This window comes from Luteolibacter sp. Y139 (genome assembly GCF_038066715.1).
GTDB lineage: Bacteria > Verrucomicrobiota > Verrucomicrobiia > Verrucomicrobiales > Akkermansiaceae > Haloferula > Haloferula soli.
Genome location: NZ_JBBUKT010000001.1, coordinates 1015390 through 1031462 on the forward strand (window position 1 = coordinate 1015390; position 16073 = coordinate 1031462).

Below are 16073 nucleotides of genomic sequence, written 5' to 3' on the forward strand. Positions count from 1 at the left end.
CACCGAATGCCCTCCTATTCCAGCGGATCCGGCTAACGATTCGGCGTCACCCCGGGCGGATGCACGATGATCCGGGCCTCCGGGTTGTCCCGCAGGTAGGCGAAGGCCCAGCCAAGCAGCACCGACAGCCGGTTCCGGAACCCGATCAGGAACGCGATGTGGATGAACAACCACGCGCACCAGGCCAGGAAGCCCCGCATCCGCATTTTCCCCGCCTTCACCACCGCGTGGTTCTTGCCGATGATGGCCATGAATCCCTTGTCGAAGTAGTAGAAGTTGTCCCGTGGACGCCCGTCCGCCTCTGCTTTCAGCAGCTTGGCCACATGCCGACCCATCTGCGACGCCGCCGGGGCGAGACCGGGGACCGGCTTGTCATCTCCGTCCTTCATCCGCACCAGGTCACCGGCCACGAATATGTTCGGCAGTCCCGGCAGCGACAGGTCCAGATTCGGAGTCACCCGCCCGGCCCGGTCGGCCAGCGGCACGCCGAGCATGGCGGTAAGCGGATTCGCCTCCACCCCGGCGGCCCAGATGATCGCCTCGGCCTCCAACTGGGTGCCATCGGTGAAATGCAGCCGACCCTCCTGGACGTCATCGACCCGCATCCCCGTCCAAACTTCCACACCCAGCGTCTTTAAGCGCTGGCGGGCATATTCGCTCTGGTCCTCGTCGAAGGCCTCCAGCACCCGTGCCGATCCTTCGATCAGCACCACCCGCAGCTTCGAGGTATCAATCCGCCGGAAATTCGACCTCAACGAGCGATGGACCAAGTCAGCAAAGGCCCCCGACAGCTCGACCCCGGTCGGCCCGCCACCCACGATGGCCACGGTCATGAGACGCGTGCGCTCCGCTTCGTCGTCGGTAAGTTCCGCGGCCTCCAAATTCGACAGCACCGTGCGGCGGACCGCCTGTGCATCGGCCAGCGATTTCAAGCCGAGCGTATACTTTGCCCACTCCGTTTTCCCGAAGAACGACGTCCGGGCCCCGGCGGCGAGGAGCAGATAGTCGAACTCATAGTGCGTCCCCGAAGCTCCAGTGGCGGTCTTCGCCACCGGGTCGAGCGCGGTGATTTCATCCATTAGCACCGTCACATTCGGCGCATCCGCCAAGATCTGCCGGATCGATCGCGCAATGTCCGGCGCGGCCAGCGAGGCCGTCGCCACCTGATAAAGCAGCGGCTGGAAAAGGTGGTGATTGGTCCGGTCCACCAGCGTCACGGAGAAGCGGGAATCTCCGGCCAGCGTCCGTGCGCATTCAAGGCCTGCGAAGCCTCCTCCGATGATCAATACCCGGCTTACCCCTTTGCTTGTGGCTGCCATGCCGCAAAGCTCGCAGCTTCCTAGCAGATTGCAACCGGAGCTTGTGAAAATTTTCACAAGCTCGCATTGCACTATCAATCAACAATTTACAGAAATCAAACCCTGCCACTCCCCACCTAGCAATTCCGTCAGGCTTTTCACACCCCTGACCCCCTCGCGGGCCGTGCCTCCATTCGGAAGCACCTGTGCCACCGCCAACCCGGCAGCCAAGGCGGCGGCGACCCCATGACGGCTATCCTCGATCGCCAGACAGCGGGTCGGCCCAATTCCCAATCGCCGGCACGCCAGCAGGTAAAGATCCGGCGCAGGCTTGCCAGCGGCCACTTCGTCCCCCGAAGCGCGGATCGGAAAATAGCGGTCCAGCCCCGAAGCTTGAAGGCAAAGGTCGATGTCCGCCCGGTCGCTGGAACTCGCGAGGGCAATCGGCACCCCTGCTTCCAGAATTTCCTCAAGCAAGGCCGTGACCCCTGGCGAAGGTACCGGCGGCTCCTTGGTCACCAGGTTTTTCCATTCCTCCCGCCAGCCGCTGCGAAAGCCGGTCAGGTTGAAACCCGCCGGAGCCTTCGCGGCGAGATAACCCTCGATGTCGTCATTCGACCGGCCAATCAGCTCGCGGAAGTACTCCTCATGCGTCAGTTCCCCCCCTTGGCGGGCGAACGCCTGCCGGTAGGCCTCGCAATACACGGGTTCGGTATCGAAAAGCGTGCCATCCATGTCGAAGACCACGGCTCGTTCCGCTACATGGGTTGCACCGGACTCCAAGCTGGAGCGAAAGTCGCTCGGTCGTTGCCCGGTCTCCGCCAGGAAAAAGCGGCTCAGCTCGTGCGCGGACCCGAATTGCATCCGCCGCGCGATCTCGACGAGCGTGAGCGCCGGATCGCCCAACAGATGCTTCAGATACCGTACCCGCACCCGCTGGATCTCCTCCTTCGGCCCATGACCAAGCGAGACTGCGAAGCGCTCTTTGATCGTCGTCATCGAAAGCGTGGTGAGATCAGCCAGCTCGGCCACGCGAACCGCCTCATGCGGTGCCCGCAAGCGGATGTGCCGGACCAGCTCGCGGATTTCCGGATGAGCAATCGCCAGCATGTCGCTGGATTCGCGCGTGATCACCCGGTTCACCGGCACAATCGAAGAGCCGGGCTCCACCGCCTCTCCTGCCATTTGCCGCCGTAAAAGTTCCGCAGCCTGACGGCCAATCTCATGAGCGGGGTGCTCGATGCTGCTGAGCGCCGGAAAGGTCGAGAAGCAGTAATTGGGATCGTCACCGTAGCCGATCACCGCCAGTTGCTCTGGAACCCGACGGCCTAACATGTCCGCCGCGCGCAGCACCACCGCAGCGAGCGAATCGTCCGCGACAAACAAGCCACAAGGCTGCGGAAGACTTTCAAGGAAGGCCATGACCTCCGTCTGCACCTCACGCCAGCCGTGAGCCTCCCACAGTGGACGACCTCGCAAGTAGTGGACCACCGGCTCATGCCCATATTCTAACAAACCTGCACGGAACCCCTTTAGCCGCTGGCGGGCATAAACACGAAGACCGGGGGCGAATTGCTCCTCGCGGTAGAACGTTTCGCCGCGAGCAAGGAAGCCAAAGTGCGGCAACTGGCACTCGATGAGGTGAAGGGCCGCAAGCCGCCCGATCTCGGCATTGTCCGGCACCACCCGCGGATAACCGAGATCAGGACCCTCGGTGCTGGTAAGCACCACCGCCGTGCCGCGGGCGCGATAGCTGGCAAGCTCGCGTTCGGTGGCGCGGAAAAGGATCAGGCCATCGCCGCGCCACTCCGCGTCGATTTTCACCGCTTCCATTTCGCCGAAGGAGTCGTTCTCGGTGATCAACCTCCACGCCTCGTGGCCGCGCATGAAATCGACCACGCCGCCGAGGGTTCCCGGGCCGACCGCCGACCATTGGGGGAAGCGGATGCCGACGATTTTCCGGTTCATGGGAGGTGCGATTGCCATGCCATACAAGCAAACCAACGGCTAAGATAGAATCGTCAATCTTGAAACCCCGCAGAGCCGGATTCTGGCGAAATCCCCCACGAGTCCGTCGATTTTGCCACCGCCTCCTCGCCACTTGGATCAGTATCCCAAGTCCCGGAATAGCGGATGCTCCAAGGGCACCTCATCCGGACCGCCGAAGTGCTGCTCGTGGTTCGTCCATCGCTGGACCGCCGCGCCATGGATCGGAGCCCGGACATCAGCATAGGTGGGTGAGAAAACCTGCACTCCTTCCTTCCGCTGAAGGTATTCCGGAATCCGGTCTGACCACTCCAGCCCGAGATGATCGATCACTCCCCGCATCGTGCGCGAGTGGTCGCGCACGAGATCCTCGTAGCGCACTTCCAGGAAATCCCCGTCGAGCAGCTCGCGGATCCGCAGCCAGATTTCCATCGTGATCTGGAAGAACTCCCAGCAAGTGCGCCACTCGAAGAACTGGACCGAAACCTTCCCTACCGGCAGATCCTGCAGGTAGCACGAGATCATCACGTCCCTGGGTTCCCGCAGGCAGAACAGCAGGCGGCTGCCACCAAAGACGTTCATGAAGTAATGCAGGATCGGCGTCAGCGCGGGATTCTTGTCGACCAACAAACGCCCTCCCGGCTCGCCGAGATTGCCTTCCTGATAGTTCCAGTAGCGTGCCGCCAGTGCTTTCGCTTTGGGACCGTCAAAGAGTGCAGGAAAGCTCCCATCCTGCTCGTCGCATTCGGGTGTGAGGACGAAGTCGCTGAAGATCGGCGCCTCACTTGAAGTCATCACGCCTTCATGACTGTCGAGAATGACCTCTAGCAACGTGGTGCCTGAGCGGGGAAAACCTGTCATCAGGCAAAGCGGTCTGCCCGCCGGCTTCTCTCTCCAGCCGCGCACCTGATCACGCGTCAGCTTGGAGACCTCGTCCCTCAGTCGATGGAGCGCGCGGGTGCTTTGCGCCACCATCTCCTGATGAGCCGCGATCAACGGTTGCTTCGCTTGTCGCAAGGCCGGGAAGACTTCCGGGAAACGTCCCAGCTTTTCCAAGCAAGCGGCGCGTTCATAGTGAACGGAACTGGCTGGCCGGCCCACTAGGCGGCCATCGGCGATCACGGTATCAAGAAGAGCCAGCGCCTCCTCCGTTTCACCGAGACGCCTCAGGTGCTTCGCACGAAAGATCCGGAGTTCAGGCAGTGGGCCGAAGCGCCCCAAGGCAGCATCGAGCGCCTCGGCAGACTCGTCGATTTTGCCCGCACGTTCGAGGCACTCCGCGAGCCCGAGCGCATGGCGCGCTTCAGCATCACCACGGTCGCGAATCCGTTCCAGGAACGCCGCTGCTAGATCGAAGCGCCCCAAGCCGAGGAATCGGTCCGCGGCTGACTTGTCGACCGCTCCCTGCGGACCAATCCGGCGACCTCGTTCAAAAGCCTCAACAGCCCGCCGCCCTTGCCACGAGAGCGCGAGGGCATGCGCATAGTCGATCCACGCCACCGCACCGCGAGCCTTGGCGGCACCGAGCCGGAACTCCCGCAGCGCTTCGTCAAAGTGCTGGCGCTGCCATAGCCGGATGGCTTTCTGGCTCATCGCGTCGAGGAGCGGGAGTTCGACATGGGACAGACGCTTCCCCGCCAATTCGGGTGCGGGCAAGGCGAATCGTCATCCCGTGGTCCGCTCGTCACCTGCGACCCGCGCTCGCGGCGAAATTGCCCCCTCACCCGTCGAAAACCCCACTACCGGAGACGGCCCGGTCGGTAACAATGCGAATCGGTGCGTCTGGGATCAACCGATCTTGCAGCCCTTTCAGACCTCCCTCGTTTCAACACTCCCAAATCGACCTCATGAAAATCCACATCCCGAAGTTCTTCCGACTCGCCGTGCTCGGCGCCGCGGGCTTTGGCCTCGTTCAATCACTGGTGGCCGCGAACCTGATGAATGGCAACTTCGCCACCGCCACCAGCAATCAGGCCAACTACTGGTCCACCGCGGGCACACCACCCGGCGCGACCACCGGCAAGATCCGCGGAGGCACCAACGGCGGCAACGGATGGACGACCAGCTACTTCGGAGGAGCCTACCCGACTGACTCCACCTTCGCCACCACGCTCGAAGTCGGCGCCGTCCGGCAGAACCTCTCCGGAGCGGGCAATACTTTCGTCGCGGGCGTCACCTACACGGTGAGCATGGATATCTTCGGTTCGTCCACCTACAAGACCACCTCCAATGTCATGTGGTCGCTGGCATTCACCGGCGCCAACACCGTCGTTGCCTCGGACCATTGGTTCAGCGACGAATTCACCGCCCAGTCCGTGGCCAACGGTGGCAATATTCCCAACGACCACATCGTCACCGTCTCGTCAGGCAACACCGGCTTCAGAACGGTGACCCTGACCTACACCGCGACTGCCGCGGATGCCGGCAAGATCATCGGGGTCCAGCTCGGCGGTGATACCCAATCCAAGTACGCGATGGTCGGAACCGCACCCACTCCGGACGACTACTACGGGATGATGGACAACGTCACGTTCTCCTCGAATGCTGCCAATCTACAAACCTTCACCAGCGACCAGCCCGCGGTCGATGGCCAGGGCTTCTATCTCAACTGGACCATCCAGAATCCCGCCCAGATCTCCACCTTGACGCTCAATAGCGGCAGCGGTCCGGTCGATGTGAAGCCCGATACCGACACGGAGAGCGGTGTTGGAATGTTCTTCGTGAATCCCACGGCCGCGACCACTTACACGCTCACCTTGAATGGTGACCTGCAGACCCAGCTGACCATTGAGGCGGGCAAGGCCCTCAGCCTCACCCGGGATTCCAATACCCGCGTCGCCGTAGCGCCCGCCTACGAGGTCACCCTGAGCTGGAGTGTCCAGCCCGTCGGCGCATCAGTCAGCCTGTCAAATGGCGTTTCCTCCATCGACGTGACCGCCGACACCGATCCGGAAACCGGCCTCGGCTCGAAGACAGTCGTCGTGCCCAACCCTTCCACCACCTACACCCTCTCGGCAAATGGAAGCCCGCTGGTTGCCACCACGCGTGTGCTTCGGGAAAACTCGAATACGGCCGCATTCTCTGTCAGCTCGGCATCGGTTGAAGACGGACAGCAGATCACCGTCACCTGGACCGGCGCTGCCGGCGGAGCCACCGACTGGATCGGCATCTATGCCATTGGCGAAACCCCCGGCGGCAGCAACGAATACTCGGACGCTTGGAACTATCTCAATGGCACCAAAACCGCGGGAGTCGGACCAGCCAATGGCTCGATGACCTTCACCATGCCGGTGGGGAATTACTATGCCGTGCTGTTGCTCAACGATGGCTATGTGATGGCACAAGGTCCGCTCATCTTCAGCGTCGTGAGCCCGCCGCCGGTGGAAGAACCGCTCCAAGTCACATCGATCACCAAGACGGAAAACGCGGTGACCTTGGTGTGGAAATCCAAAGCCGACGTCACCTACAACGTCTATGCTTCGGATCACCTGCAGGGCGATCCGCTGGTCGACTGGGATGAAGTGGGCACCGCGCTGCCGTCCGACGGGGATGACACCACGGAGTTCACCGAAACCTTCGGGTCGGGCACTCCAACCCGCCGCTTCTATCAGATCGAAGAAGTGCCGGCTGCTCCCTGAACAGCGCCATCGGCATAGGACATCTTCACGGGTCGAGGTTAACCGGGCCGCTCCGCTCCAACGGAGCGGCCCATTCTTCGAAAATGCCCGTCTATCCGGCGAATTCGCCCTCTCCGCAACATTGAAATCCTACCGCACGCTTTAGCCGTGAATCGTTCCCAGTTCCTTCGTCTCTCCGCCACGGGTGCCGTCGCCTTTGCCTTCCGACCCCGTTGGGCCCTTGGTGCGATCAATTTCGATTTCCAAGGCATCCCGGCCGGCTTGCGGCCCTATCTCCAGACCCCGCGGCCCGACTCGATCTGGGTCTCCTGGTGGAGCGATGCCGACACCCAGACCTACGTCGACTTCGGCACCTCCGCCGCTGCCCTGACGCAGACCGTCAGCGGCACGGTGAACGTGATGGGCACGAATTACTGCTACCATAGCGTGCGGCTCACCGGGCTTCAGCCGAATACCTATTACTACTACAGGGCTCGTACTGAAAATGTCACCTCGGAGATCTTCCGTTTCCGCACGCCGAAAGCCATCGGCACGGCCACGGGAAGGTTCCGCGTGCTGGTCATCGGTGACAACCAGATCATCGATCCCGAGCAGCGCCGCTACGAGCGTTTGGTCGAGCGCGCAAAGAAGAAAGTCGAGGACCTCTATGGCGTGCCGATTGAGGAAGCCATCGACCTGGTGCTCCTGCCCGGTGATCAGGTCGATGTCGGCACGCTGGAGCACTACCGCCACCTCCACTTCAAGTTCTGCGGCTGGATCTCACCCAGCGTGCCGATCATGACCACGATCGGCAATCACGAGACCTACAGCGATCCCGGCCTCGCGAATTACAAGGCGGTCTTCAACTACGATGACCTGAGCTGCCTCGGCGTCACCAGTCCCGATCCCGAGGTCTACTACGCCTATCAGCTCGCAAACATCGCCTTCGTCCACGCATCCAGCGAGCACACCACCACCGCACAGACGACCTGGGTGCAGAACCTCGTCAACGCCGCCAATGCAGCACCGGGCCTCGATTGGATGATCAGCCTCTGCCACCGGCCCTATCAGGCAGAGCAATACATCGGCGACATCTCCAGCTGGATGCGGAATACGGCGATGCCGGTCTTCGCCCAGACGCAGAAACACGTCCTGAACATCGGTGCCCACCACCACCTCTACGCACGCGGGCAAACTCGACAGTGGCCCGTTTACCACATCATCTCCGGCGGCAGCGCCTGGGACCAATACTGGGGCCAGTCGAACGAGTCGAATTACGACGATGTCCAGAAGACCATCGCCAACTGGGCGTGGCAGCTGATCGAGTTCGATCTCGATGCCAAGACCATGGACGTCCGCTGCTTCGCCGAAGCCAACGTCCGCTTCCCCACCGCCACCCGTTGGTCCTACAACAGCCGGTTGATCGACCAATTCTCGCGCAAGCTCAACGTCACCGCCACGCCGCAGAAGCCAGCGTTGACCAATACCTTCAGCGCCCCTGTCACGCTCCCCGTCCAACTCACCAGCACGCCCTACCAGACCACCAGCGGCGAGGCGATGAACAGCACCTGGTTCCAGGTCGCCGCCGACGCCGCCTTCACCAATCTCAAGATCGACCAGATCCGCGACGTGGAAAACATGTACGGCGACACCGGCTCGCCGCTCTACGAACCGGTGAATACCAATGCTGGCGTGGACATCCTGAAGTTCACCATTGCCACCTCCGGCCTGCCGAATGGCACCTACCAGGCCCGCGTTCGCCATCGCGATACCAACACCCTGTGGTCCCCCTGGTCGGATGTCGTGAGCTTCACCGTCACCGGCAGCGTGACCGCGGATCCGAAGCTCACGCTCCAGAAGTCCGTCTACCCACCGACCGAGAACTTCTCCGTCGCCTTCGAAAACGGCGCGGGCCACGTGAAGGACTGGATCGGCATCTACAAGAAGGGCCAATCTCCCGGCTCCTCAAATTCCACCACCTGGTCCTACCTAAACAACAGCACCACCGCCCCCGCGACGGCGATCCGCAATGGCTCGCTAAACTTCACCTACGACCTGCCGGTCGGCGAGTGGTTCGCGGCCTTCTTCACCGCGGACGGTTACACCGAGCTCGCACCGCGCGTGTCCTTCTATGTCGGCAACATGGTGACGATGACTCCCGGCGAGGATGCATACGACGAAGGCGAAACCGCACGCATCAACTTCACCAACTCACCCGCTGGCACCAAGGATTGGATCGGCATCTTCAAGGTCGGCACGAATCCCGCGCCCAATGTGGCCGCGAAGTGGAGCTACGCCGCGGCCGCCTCCGGCTTCCGCGATTTCACCGGCCTCGCGAAGGGCTACTACTACGCCGTCTTCATGGTGAATGATGGCTATCAGGAGATCAGCACCCGCGTGCCGTTCTCCGTCGGCTCCCTGATTTCCTCCGTCAGCATGGAATCGGCGCAGGTCTCCCAAGGCAGCGACTTCACTGTCCACTTCAGCGATGGCCCTGGCATCGCCAAGGACTGGATCGGCATCTTCAAGGAAGGCGAGACCCCCGGCGTGAACGTCCTCACCGCCTACCTCTACTTCGCCGGCGCCGCCTCCGGCAGCGTGAACTTCCACCTCCCAGACCTCCCGCCGGGGAACTACTTCGCGGCCATGTTCACGAATGACTCTTACACGGAAGTCTCGAACCGCGTCACCTTCACCGTGCTGGGAAAGCCACCCCTTGAGTTCGAGCAGGCCAGCCTCGAGGGAAACCAGATGCGCCTGCGCTGGAAGTCCGAATCAGGGAAAACCTACAGGATCCAGAAGAGCACGGGCCTCACCACCGGCTGGACCGACGTCCGCACCGTGACCGCCACCGGTAGCAGCCACGAGGAACTGGTCCCGGTGGACCGGGCCACCCAGCCCACCTGCTTTTTCCGCGTGACCGATGAGTGAGGCCGTCACCGCCCCCTCCCGTCATTTTGATTTGGCTTCCGAGGGCTTTCTGAAGCCCCTCTAACCGCTTGTGAAAACTTTCACAAGCTCGCAAATCCAGCCCTTCCAAGCCATTACGTAAATCACCGGTCCACCCGTTTAATCAATCGTTTGACACACCGGGGGACCGGCACAAGGTTGCCCGCATGAGCGCAGTTGCAGGAGATTCAAAGGTCGCCACCAAGCAGCGTTTGATCGAAGCCGCGGAGGAATTGTTCGCCGACGAGGGCTTTGACCGCGTGTCCGTGCGCGACATCACCACCAAGGCCGGAGCCAACGTGGCCGCGGTGAATTATCACTTCGGCAGCCGCGAGGGCCTCATCGCCGTGGTGCTGACCCGCTACATCAATCCGGTCAATGAAGAGCGCCTCGCCCGTCTCGAGGCGCTTGAGCGCCGCGCCGCCGGCAAGCCGGTGCCGATCGAGGAAATCCTCGACGCGTTTATCCGCCCCTTCGCCACCCAGGTGCGCCGCTCGGAGCTTTCCGAAAAGATCTTCTTCAAGCTGATGGGCCGCATGTTCGGCCACGGCTGCGACATGCCTCCAGTCGTCGATCAGCTCTTCATCACCATGTCGACGCGCTTCTTCAAGGCGATTGCCAAGACCCTTCCCGGCTTGGCCGCGGACGACATCTGGTGGCGCATGCACCTCATGTCCGGCTCCATGATCCACACCATGGCCCATGGCGAGAAGCTCCAGCGCATGTCCGCTGGCGAAGCTGGCAATCCGACCATGGAGCAGACGCTTTCACGCTTCATCCGCTTCGCCTCCGCCGGCATGCGCCAAGGCAGCGAAGACGCCGCGTCCGAGGAGACCAAGCCTCAGGGACCGCAGGTGGAGTTCCCGTTCTAACGGCGGTCTTGTCCAACAGGACACCAAGCGGAATCAATCCAACCAGTTCTCGTAGCGGAGAGCGGGGACCCTTTCGAAATCGACCAGATTGCGCGTAAGCAGCACGGCATCGTTGGCCATGGCAATGCTGGCAATCTTCAGATCCATCGTTCCAATCCGGATTCCACGGGTCCTGAAATCCTTGAAGAGGTCCGCGGAAGGCTTGTCCCAAGTCAGAACCTTGAAGCAAGAAAGGAACTCCAGCCTTTCGCCCAGGGCGGTATAAGCTTCGATCTGCCGGTGCACGTCGGCCTGCTTGCCAATCAACGCCAACCATCCGCGCAGCTGCTCTTCTATCGACACGATGGTGGTTACCACCTCTTCGCCCGACTCGATCAGACGGCGCTCAAGCCGAACTCCGGCCCGGCTCTTGTATCCCAGCTCGGTCAGGTGATTGGTGTCGAGAATGAGCACGGCTCAGGGCTCCTCTCCAGACGCCCGGATCTGCCGTGCAACCTCGTCAGCTTCCCGATTGAGCTTCGTGTCCCGGAGCTTTCCCACAGCGGTACGCCAGTCCTTGGATTGCTCCACCTTGTCACTCAAGGCGGCAACCTTTTGCTCCAGCTCGGCAAGCCTGGTGGATAGCGTCGATGCCATGTTCCAAATCTAGCCTCCCTCGACTGGCTGAACAATCCCGATTTCGGCGGCGCTTCCTTGCCGGATGACTTGCCCGATTCCGCCACGCCTCCCAAGCTCCCGCCCATGAAACCGCGCCGCCGCGAGCATGAAGCCCGGGAGAACCGCCACGCCAAGCGTCCCGACGAGCAGTCCAACAAGGAAGTCCCGTCCCTCGACGAGGACGACCTCATGCGGCTCATCGCGGAGAAAAAGGAGCCTTTCATCCTGATCCTCGACTGCGTGCAGGACCCGCACAATCTCGGTGCCATCCTGCGCACCGCGGACGGCGCAGGCGTGCATGCCGTCGTCGCACCGAAAGACAAGGCCGTCGGCATCACCGAAACGGTCCGCCGCATTTCCGTCGGTGCCGCCGATCACGTCCCCTTCGTCCAGGTCACGAATCTCGCGCGGACCATGGAGCACCTGAAGAAGGCCGGGCTGTGGCTGGTCGGCACCACCGATCACACCGACAAGCTGATCTACGATCTCGATCTGAAGGGCCCGCTCGCCCTCATCCTCGGCGCCGAGGAAAAGGGCATGCGGCGTCTCACCGAGGAAAACTGCGACTTCCTCGCCAAGATCCCGATGGCGGGCAAGGTGGAGTGCCTCAATGTCTCCGTTTCCGCCGGCGTCTGCCTCTTCGAAGCCGTCCGCCAGCGGTCCCTCGCGAAGGCATGACCTACCCCATCCGCATCCTTTCCGACCTGCATCTGGGCCACCGTGTGTCCCGCATTGAGTCGTCGGAAAGCTTGCGGCCGCTCATCGCCGGGGCAGGCACGGTGATTTTCAATGGCGATACCTGGCAGGAGCTGGCGCGACTCTTTTTCGAGCGATCGGCCGAGATGCTGAAGGACCTCAAGCGGATCTGCGCCGAGGAAGGAGCCCAGCCCGTCTTTCTCCCCGGCAATCATGATCCTGGCTGGCCCGGCACCGGCTGGGCCGAGCTTGCGGGCGGGCGGATCCTCGTCATCCACGGCGATTCGCTCTTTGAAGATGGCTCCCCATGGAGTCGTGAAGCGCTGACCCAGCAGCCGGAAGTGGCCGAGCTCTGGGCCCGCCACCAGGCCGCGGTCAACGATCCCGCCGCCCGCATCGTGCTTGCCCGCGAGATGGCGATCCTGCTCCGCGCCCGCGAGTACCCGAAGGGCAAAAAACTGTGGAACCGCGCACTCGATGCCATCAGTCCACCGACCCGGGCCTTCCAGATGATCCGGGTCTGGACCACCCAGGCCGATGCGGCGGCAGCCTTTGCCGAACGCTATTTTCCGAAGGCCGAGATCATCATCAAGGGCCACTTCCACCGCGCCGGCATCTGGCACAAGCGCGGCCGGCTGGTGATCAACCTCGGCGCCTTCATGAATCCCTGCCCCGCCTTGTGGGCGGACTTCGATGGACATCAGCTCCGCTGCGGCCGGGTCGACGAAAGCGGGCGGGACTACCAGCTCGGCGAACTCCGCGGCGTATGGCGCCTGCAGCAGGAAGCGCCGGGTCTCTAATGGGTCTTGTCAGACCCGCCCGCCATCTGCCTAATTTACCGTGGAGTCCCGTCGAACGACCGGGCGACCGGCATTTTCCCCCTACCCTCCCCACAACGAGGTTTTCGGACACGAAGATACCGGCCAGTCGGGTCGCTCCCGGGCCTCCGCCTTTTCAGGGCTGACCCAGCAACCAGGAAATGTGCGGCGTATAGAAGTTCGGCTCCAGCAGGAAGGAGTCGTGGCCCTTGTCGGAGTGCACCGTCACGTGCATCGCGTTTACCTTGGCGCTTTCCAGAAGCTTGGTGAGCTCCGCCTGCTCCTCCGGATAGAAGCAGAAGTCGGAGTCGATCGAGAACACCAGCCAACGCTGGTCCGCCTCGCGACACCGCGAAAACAGATCCTCCGGCGTCTCGGCATCGCCTTCATGCGCACCGTCGAAACGCGACCACATGTCGTTGATCCGAAGGTAGGTGTTCGCGTCGAAGCGCTTCACGAACTTCTTCCCCTGATGGAGCATGTAGCTCTGGAATTGGTCGCGCACCCGATACCACGCGAGGATATCGTCCGGCTGCACCACATCCTGCCGCGCGCGGCGCTCGATCGCATCGAGGTGCACGAAGGTCTTGTGCGAAATCATACGGGCGAGGGCCAAGCCATAGAGCGGGCCGCCATTGCCGCCGTCGTAGTAGTCGCCGCCATTGAAATGCGGGTCGTTCTCGATCGCCAGGATCTGCTCGAACAGGATCAGGCGGTTCAAGACGGTGGTCTTGTATCCCGCCGCGATCGATATCACATTCTTCACCCGCTCCGGAAAGCGCGTCGCAAAGGTCAGCGCGATCAAGCCACCGACCGAGGGGCCGATGAGTGCGTGCAGCTTTCCCACGCCGAGATGGTCCAGTAGCTTCGCCTGCAACTCCGCCTGATCCGCCGTTGTCACATGCGGGAATGCCGAGCCCCACGGCTTGCCTGTCGCCGGGTTGATCGAAGCAGGTCCGGTGGAGCCGTAGCAGCCGCCGAGGTAGTTCGCGCAGACGATGAAATACTTGTTCGTGTCGAGCGCCTTGCCGGGCCCGATCATGTTGTCCCACCAACCCTCGTGCATTTCCGGCTGCCACATCGAGCCGGTGCCGGGGATGGCAGGATTGTGGCCACAGGCATGGTGCGAGCCCGAGAGTGCGTGGAAGAGCAGGATGCCATTCGTCCCCTCCGCATTCAGCGTGCCCCAGCTCTCATAGGCCAGGGTCGCAGACGGCAGTTCGCCGCCCTCGCGAAGATGGATCGGTCCGTCTTCGATCGTGAAAAACTGGGTCTCGGTGTCCGCCACGGCGCGCCGGGTCTAAGTCGGGGTTGAGGGATTGGCCAGCCGAATCCGGGGCACTCAGTTCGCCCGCGGGTCCTCCGGAGCCTCGGCGAGGATCCGGTGATAAGGCGACATCGAGCGCAGGATTTCCGCCCACAGGTCCCGGTCGTGGCTCTGCCCCAGCAGATCCGTATTCGGCCGCGTGGTGATCCACGTATTCCTGCGAATCTCCCCCTCCAGCTGCCCGGCGGTCCACCCGGAGTAACCCACGAAAGCGCGCACCAGCGTCCCCGGCTTCCGGCTGTGCTTGATTGCCAGCTCGGCCGGGATCCGGACGTGCCACTTCAGCCGGTTGTCCTCCGCCCACCAGAAGGCGGAAAAAGTCAGGTGCTCGCGGGACACCGGGCCGCCCAGATGCACGGCCACGTGTTTGAGCGGCTCGAAGGCCGGCTCCTTGAGAAAATCCCCGACACTGTGCCCGGTCGGATGATTGAGGATCAGCCCGAAGGCCCCGTTCTCCGCCGAGTGATCCGCCAATAGAATGACAGAGCGGTCGAAGATCCCATCATGCAGGGACGGGTCAGCCAGCAGGATCTGACCTTGCAGATGGATCGGGGAGTCGGTCTCGCTCATTGCTTTCTGTTGGAAGATACGCCCACCCCTTCGCGTCGCCAACGGGAAACCCCGCGTGATTTGAGAATCCCGCTTTTCTCGGACGCCCCTACATTCATCCTCCGCTCATGAATGGTCACCTGCTCCTGCTCGGCGTCCGCGGCCCGGAAATCGCGCCGGACGAGGCGGAGATGTTTCGCAAGCTCCAGCCCGCCGGCTTCATTCTCTTCGGCCGCAATATCGTCTCCGCCGAGCAGACCCGCCAGCTCACCGACGACTTGCGCTCCCTGTCCCGCGAAGAGCCGATCCTCGCCATCGACCAGGAAGGCGGCCGCGTGACCCGCACCAAGGATATTTCACCCAGTCTTCCCTCCGCCAACGCCTTCGCGGCGAAGGGCGAAACCGTGCTCGCTGCCAAGGCCGGCGTCTACACCGCCGACCAACTCCGCCTGCTCGGCTTCAATCTCGACTTCGCCCCGGTGCTCGACCTCGACCACCATCCCGAACTCCAGAATTCACTCCGCGGCCGCTGTTGGGGACGCGATCCTCAAAGGGTGATCGACCTCGCCGGCAATTGGAACCGCTGGCTGCGCAAGCGCTCCGTCCTCTCCTGCGCCAAGCACTTCCCCGCCTGCGGTCGCGCCATGTCCGATCCGCATCACGACCTTCCGGTTAGCGACGCCACTCTAGCAGACCTCTTGAAGGAGGACGTGATTCCCTACACCGCCCTCATGCCGGAGCTCGATGCCGTGATGCTCGCCCACGTCCTCTTTCCCGCAATCGACCCTGACAAACCGGCCTCGCTCTCGCGCCGCATGGTCACCGATTTCCTCCGCAACCAACTCGGCTTCGACAAACACCTCGTCCTCACCGACGACCTCGACATGGGTGCCATCGCCGACCGCTATCCTGACAATACCGACGTCGTCGCCGCCATCGAGGCCGGCAATGACCTAGCCATGATCTGCCACCGCACCGAGCGCGCAGAGGACGCCGCGAACCGGCTCGCCAAGATCCCCCTCCACATCATCGCCGATGCGGAAAAACGCCTGGCCAAGTTCCGCAAGAAACTCCACGGCCCATTGAAGTGGTCGCGGGAGAAATGGGATTCCGTCTCCCAGGAAATCGCAGATCTCGCAGCCCAAGTCCCGGAAGCCGGTGTCACCCTGCCGAACTCTCCGGTGGCCGATTACTGAAGGACCGCTTCGAACAATGGAGAAACAAGGTCATCTTTGATTCACGCGTCCCGGAGGGACCTCGGAACTTAGCCGGTGGCGTGAGCCACCGGATGCGAATCGATGAAA

General features: G+C 62.4%; 13 protein-coding genes. 6 read left to right on the plus strand and 7 right to left on the minus strand.

The genetic code is table 11. The annotated features are described in order from the left end of the window. Window positions 1-32: 32 nt before the first annotated feature. The 3 genes from WKV53_RS04220 to WKV53_RS04230 form a co-directional block, all read right to left on the minus strand. Window positions 33-1319, minus strand: a complete 1287-nt coding sequence (locus WKV53_RS04220; protein ID WP_341403102.1) for an NAD(P)/FAD-dependent oxidoreductase — start codon at window positions 1317-1319, stop codon at window positions 33-35. 78 nt (window positions 1320-1397) lie between these two features. Next, on the minus strand, window positions 1398-3266 hold the full coding sequence (locus WKV53_RS04225) for an HAD-IA family hydrolase (RefSeq protein WP_341403103.1): 1869 nt from the start codon (window positions 3264-3266) through the stop codon (window positions 1398-1400). Window positions 3267-3404: 138 nt separating this feature from the next. Next, window positions 3405-4877 (minus strand): tetratricopeptide repeat-containing sulfotransferase family protein, encoded by a 1473-nt coding sequence (locus WKV53_RS04230; RefSeq protein ID WP_341403104.1) that lies wholly within the window; start codon window positions 4875-4877, stop codon window positions 3405-3407. Between the two features lie 254 nt (window positions 4878-5131). Between WKV53_RS04230 and WKV53_RS04235 the strand changes: the two genes are divergently transcribed. The 3 genes from WKV53_RS04235 (at window position 5132) to WKV53_RS04245 (ending at window position 10722) form a co-directional block, all read left to right on the plus strand. After that, window positions 5132-6922, plus strand: a complete 1791-nt coding sequence (locus tag WKV53_RS04235; RefSeq protein ID WP_341403105.1) for an autotransporter outer membrane beta-barrel domain-containing protein — start codon at window positions 5132-5134, stop codon at window positions 6920-6922. Between the two features lie 147 nt (window positions 6923-7069). Next, window positions 7070-9832 (plus strand): purple acid phosphatase family protein, encoded by a 2763-nt coding sequence (locus WKV53_RS04240; protein ID WP_341403106.1) that lies wholly within the window; start codon window positions 7070-7072, stop codon window positions 9830-9832. Between the two features lie 185 nt (window positions 9833-10017). Next, window positions 10018-10722 carry a TetR/AcrR family transcriptional regulator gene (locus tag WKV53_RS04245; RefSeq protein ID WP_341403107.1) on the plus strand — a complete coding sequence of 235 codons (705 nt, stop codon included), beginning with the start codon at window positions 10018-10020 and terminating at the stop codon, window positions 10720-10722. Window positions 10723-10755: 33 nt separating this feature from the next. Here WKV53_RS04245 and WKV53_RS04250 read toward each other — a convergent pair whose 3' ends face one another. Together WKV53_RS04250 and WKV53_RS04255 are read right to left on the minus strand one after the other, a co-directional pair. After that, window positions 10756-11175, minus strand: coding sequence for a type II toxin-antitoxin system VapC family toxin (locus tag WKV53_RS04250; protein ID WP_341403108.1), 420 nt, complete (start codon window positions 11173-11175; stop codon window positions 10756-10758). A gap of 3 nt (window positions 11176-11178) precedes the next feature. Further along, on the minus strand, window positions 11179-11358 hold the full coding sequence (locus WKV53_RS04255; protein WP_341403109.1) for a hypothetical protein: 180 nt from the start codon (window positions 11356-11358) through the stop codon (window positions 11179-11181). A gap of 105 nt (window positions 11359-11463) precedes the next feature. Between WKV53_RS04255 and rlmB the strand changes: the two genes are divergently transcribed. Together rlmB and WKV53_RS04265 are read left to right on the plus strand one after the other, a co-directional pair. Continuing rightward, window positions 11464-12057 (plus strand): 23S rRNA (guanosine(2251)-2'-O)-methyltransferase RlmB, encoded by a 594-nt coding sequence (gene rlmB / locus WKV53_RS04260; protein ID WP_341403110.1) that lies wholly within the window; start codon window positions 11464-11466, stop codon window positions 12055-12057. Continuing rightward, a complete protein-coding gene (locus WKV53_RS04265) occupies window positions 12054-12875 on the plus strand; it encodes a hypothetical protein (protein WP_341403111.1) in 822 nt (273 codons plus the stop codon). The genes rlmB and WKV53_RS04265 overlap by 4 nt, the downstream gene beginning before the upstream one ends. 154 nt (window positions 12876-13029) lie before the next feature. Here WKV53_RS04265 and metX read toward each other — a convergent pair whose 3' ends face one another. Together metX and WKV53_RS04275 are read right to left on the minus strand one after the other, a co-directional pair. Beyond that, entirely contained in the window at window positions 13030-14181 is a 1152-nt protein-coding gene (gene metX / locus WKV53_RS04270) for a homoserine O-acetyltransferase MetX (RefSeq protein WP_341403112.1), read from the minus strand. A 54-nt stretch (window positions 14182-14235) separates the two neighbouring features. Then, a complete protein-coding gene (locus WKV53_RS04275; RefSeq protein ID WP_341403113.1) occupies window positions 14236-14790 on the minus strand; it encodes a YqgE/AlgH family protein in 555 nt (184 codons plus the stop codon). A 107-nt stretch (window positions 14791-14897) separates the two neighbouring features. On the opposite strand from WKV53_RS04275, the gene nagZ reads away from it, so the two are divergent. Continuing rightward, on the plus strand, window positions 14898-15965 hold the full coding sequence (nagZ, locus tag WKV53_RS04280) for a beta-N-acetylhexosaminidase (protein WP_341403114.1): 1068 nt from the start codon (window positions 14898-14900) through the stop codon (window positions 15963-15965). The last annotated feature ends 108 nt before the right edge of the window (window positions 15966-16073 follow it).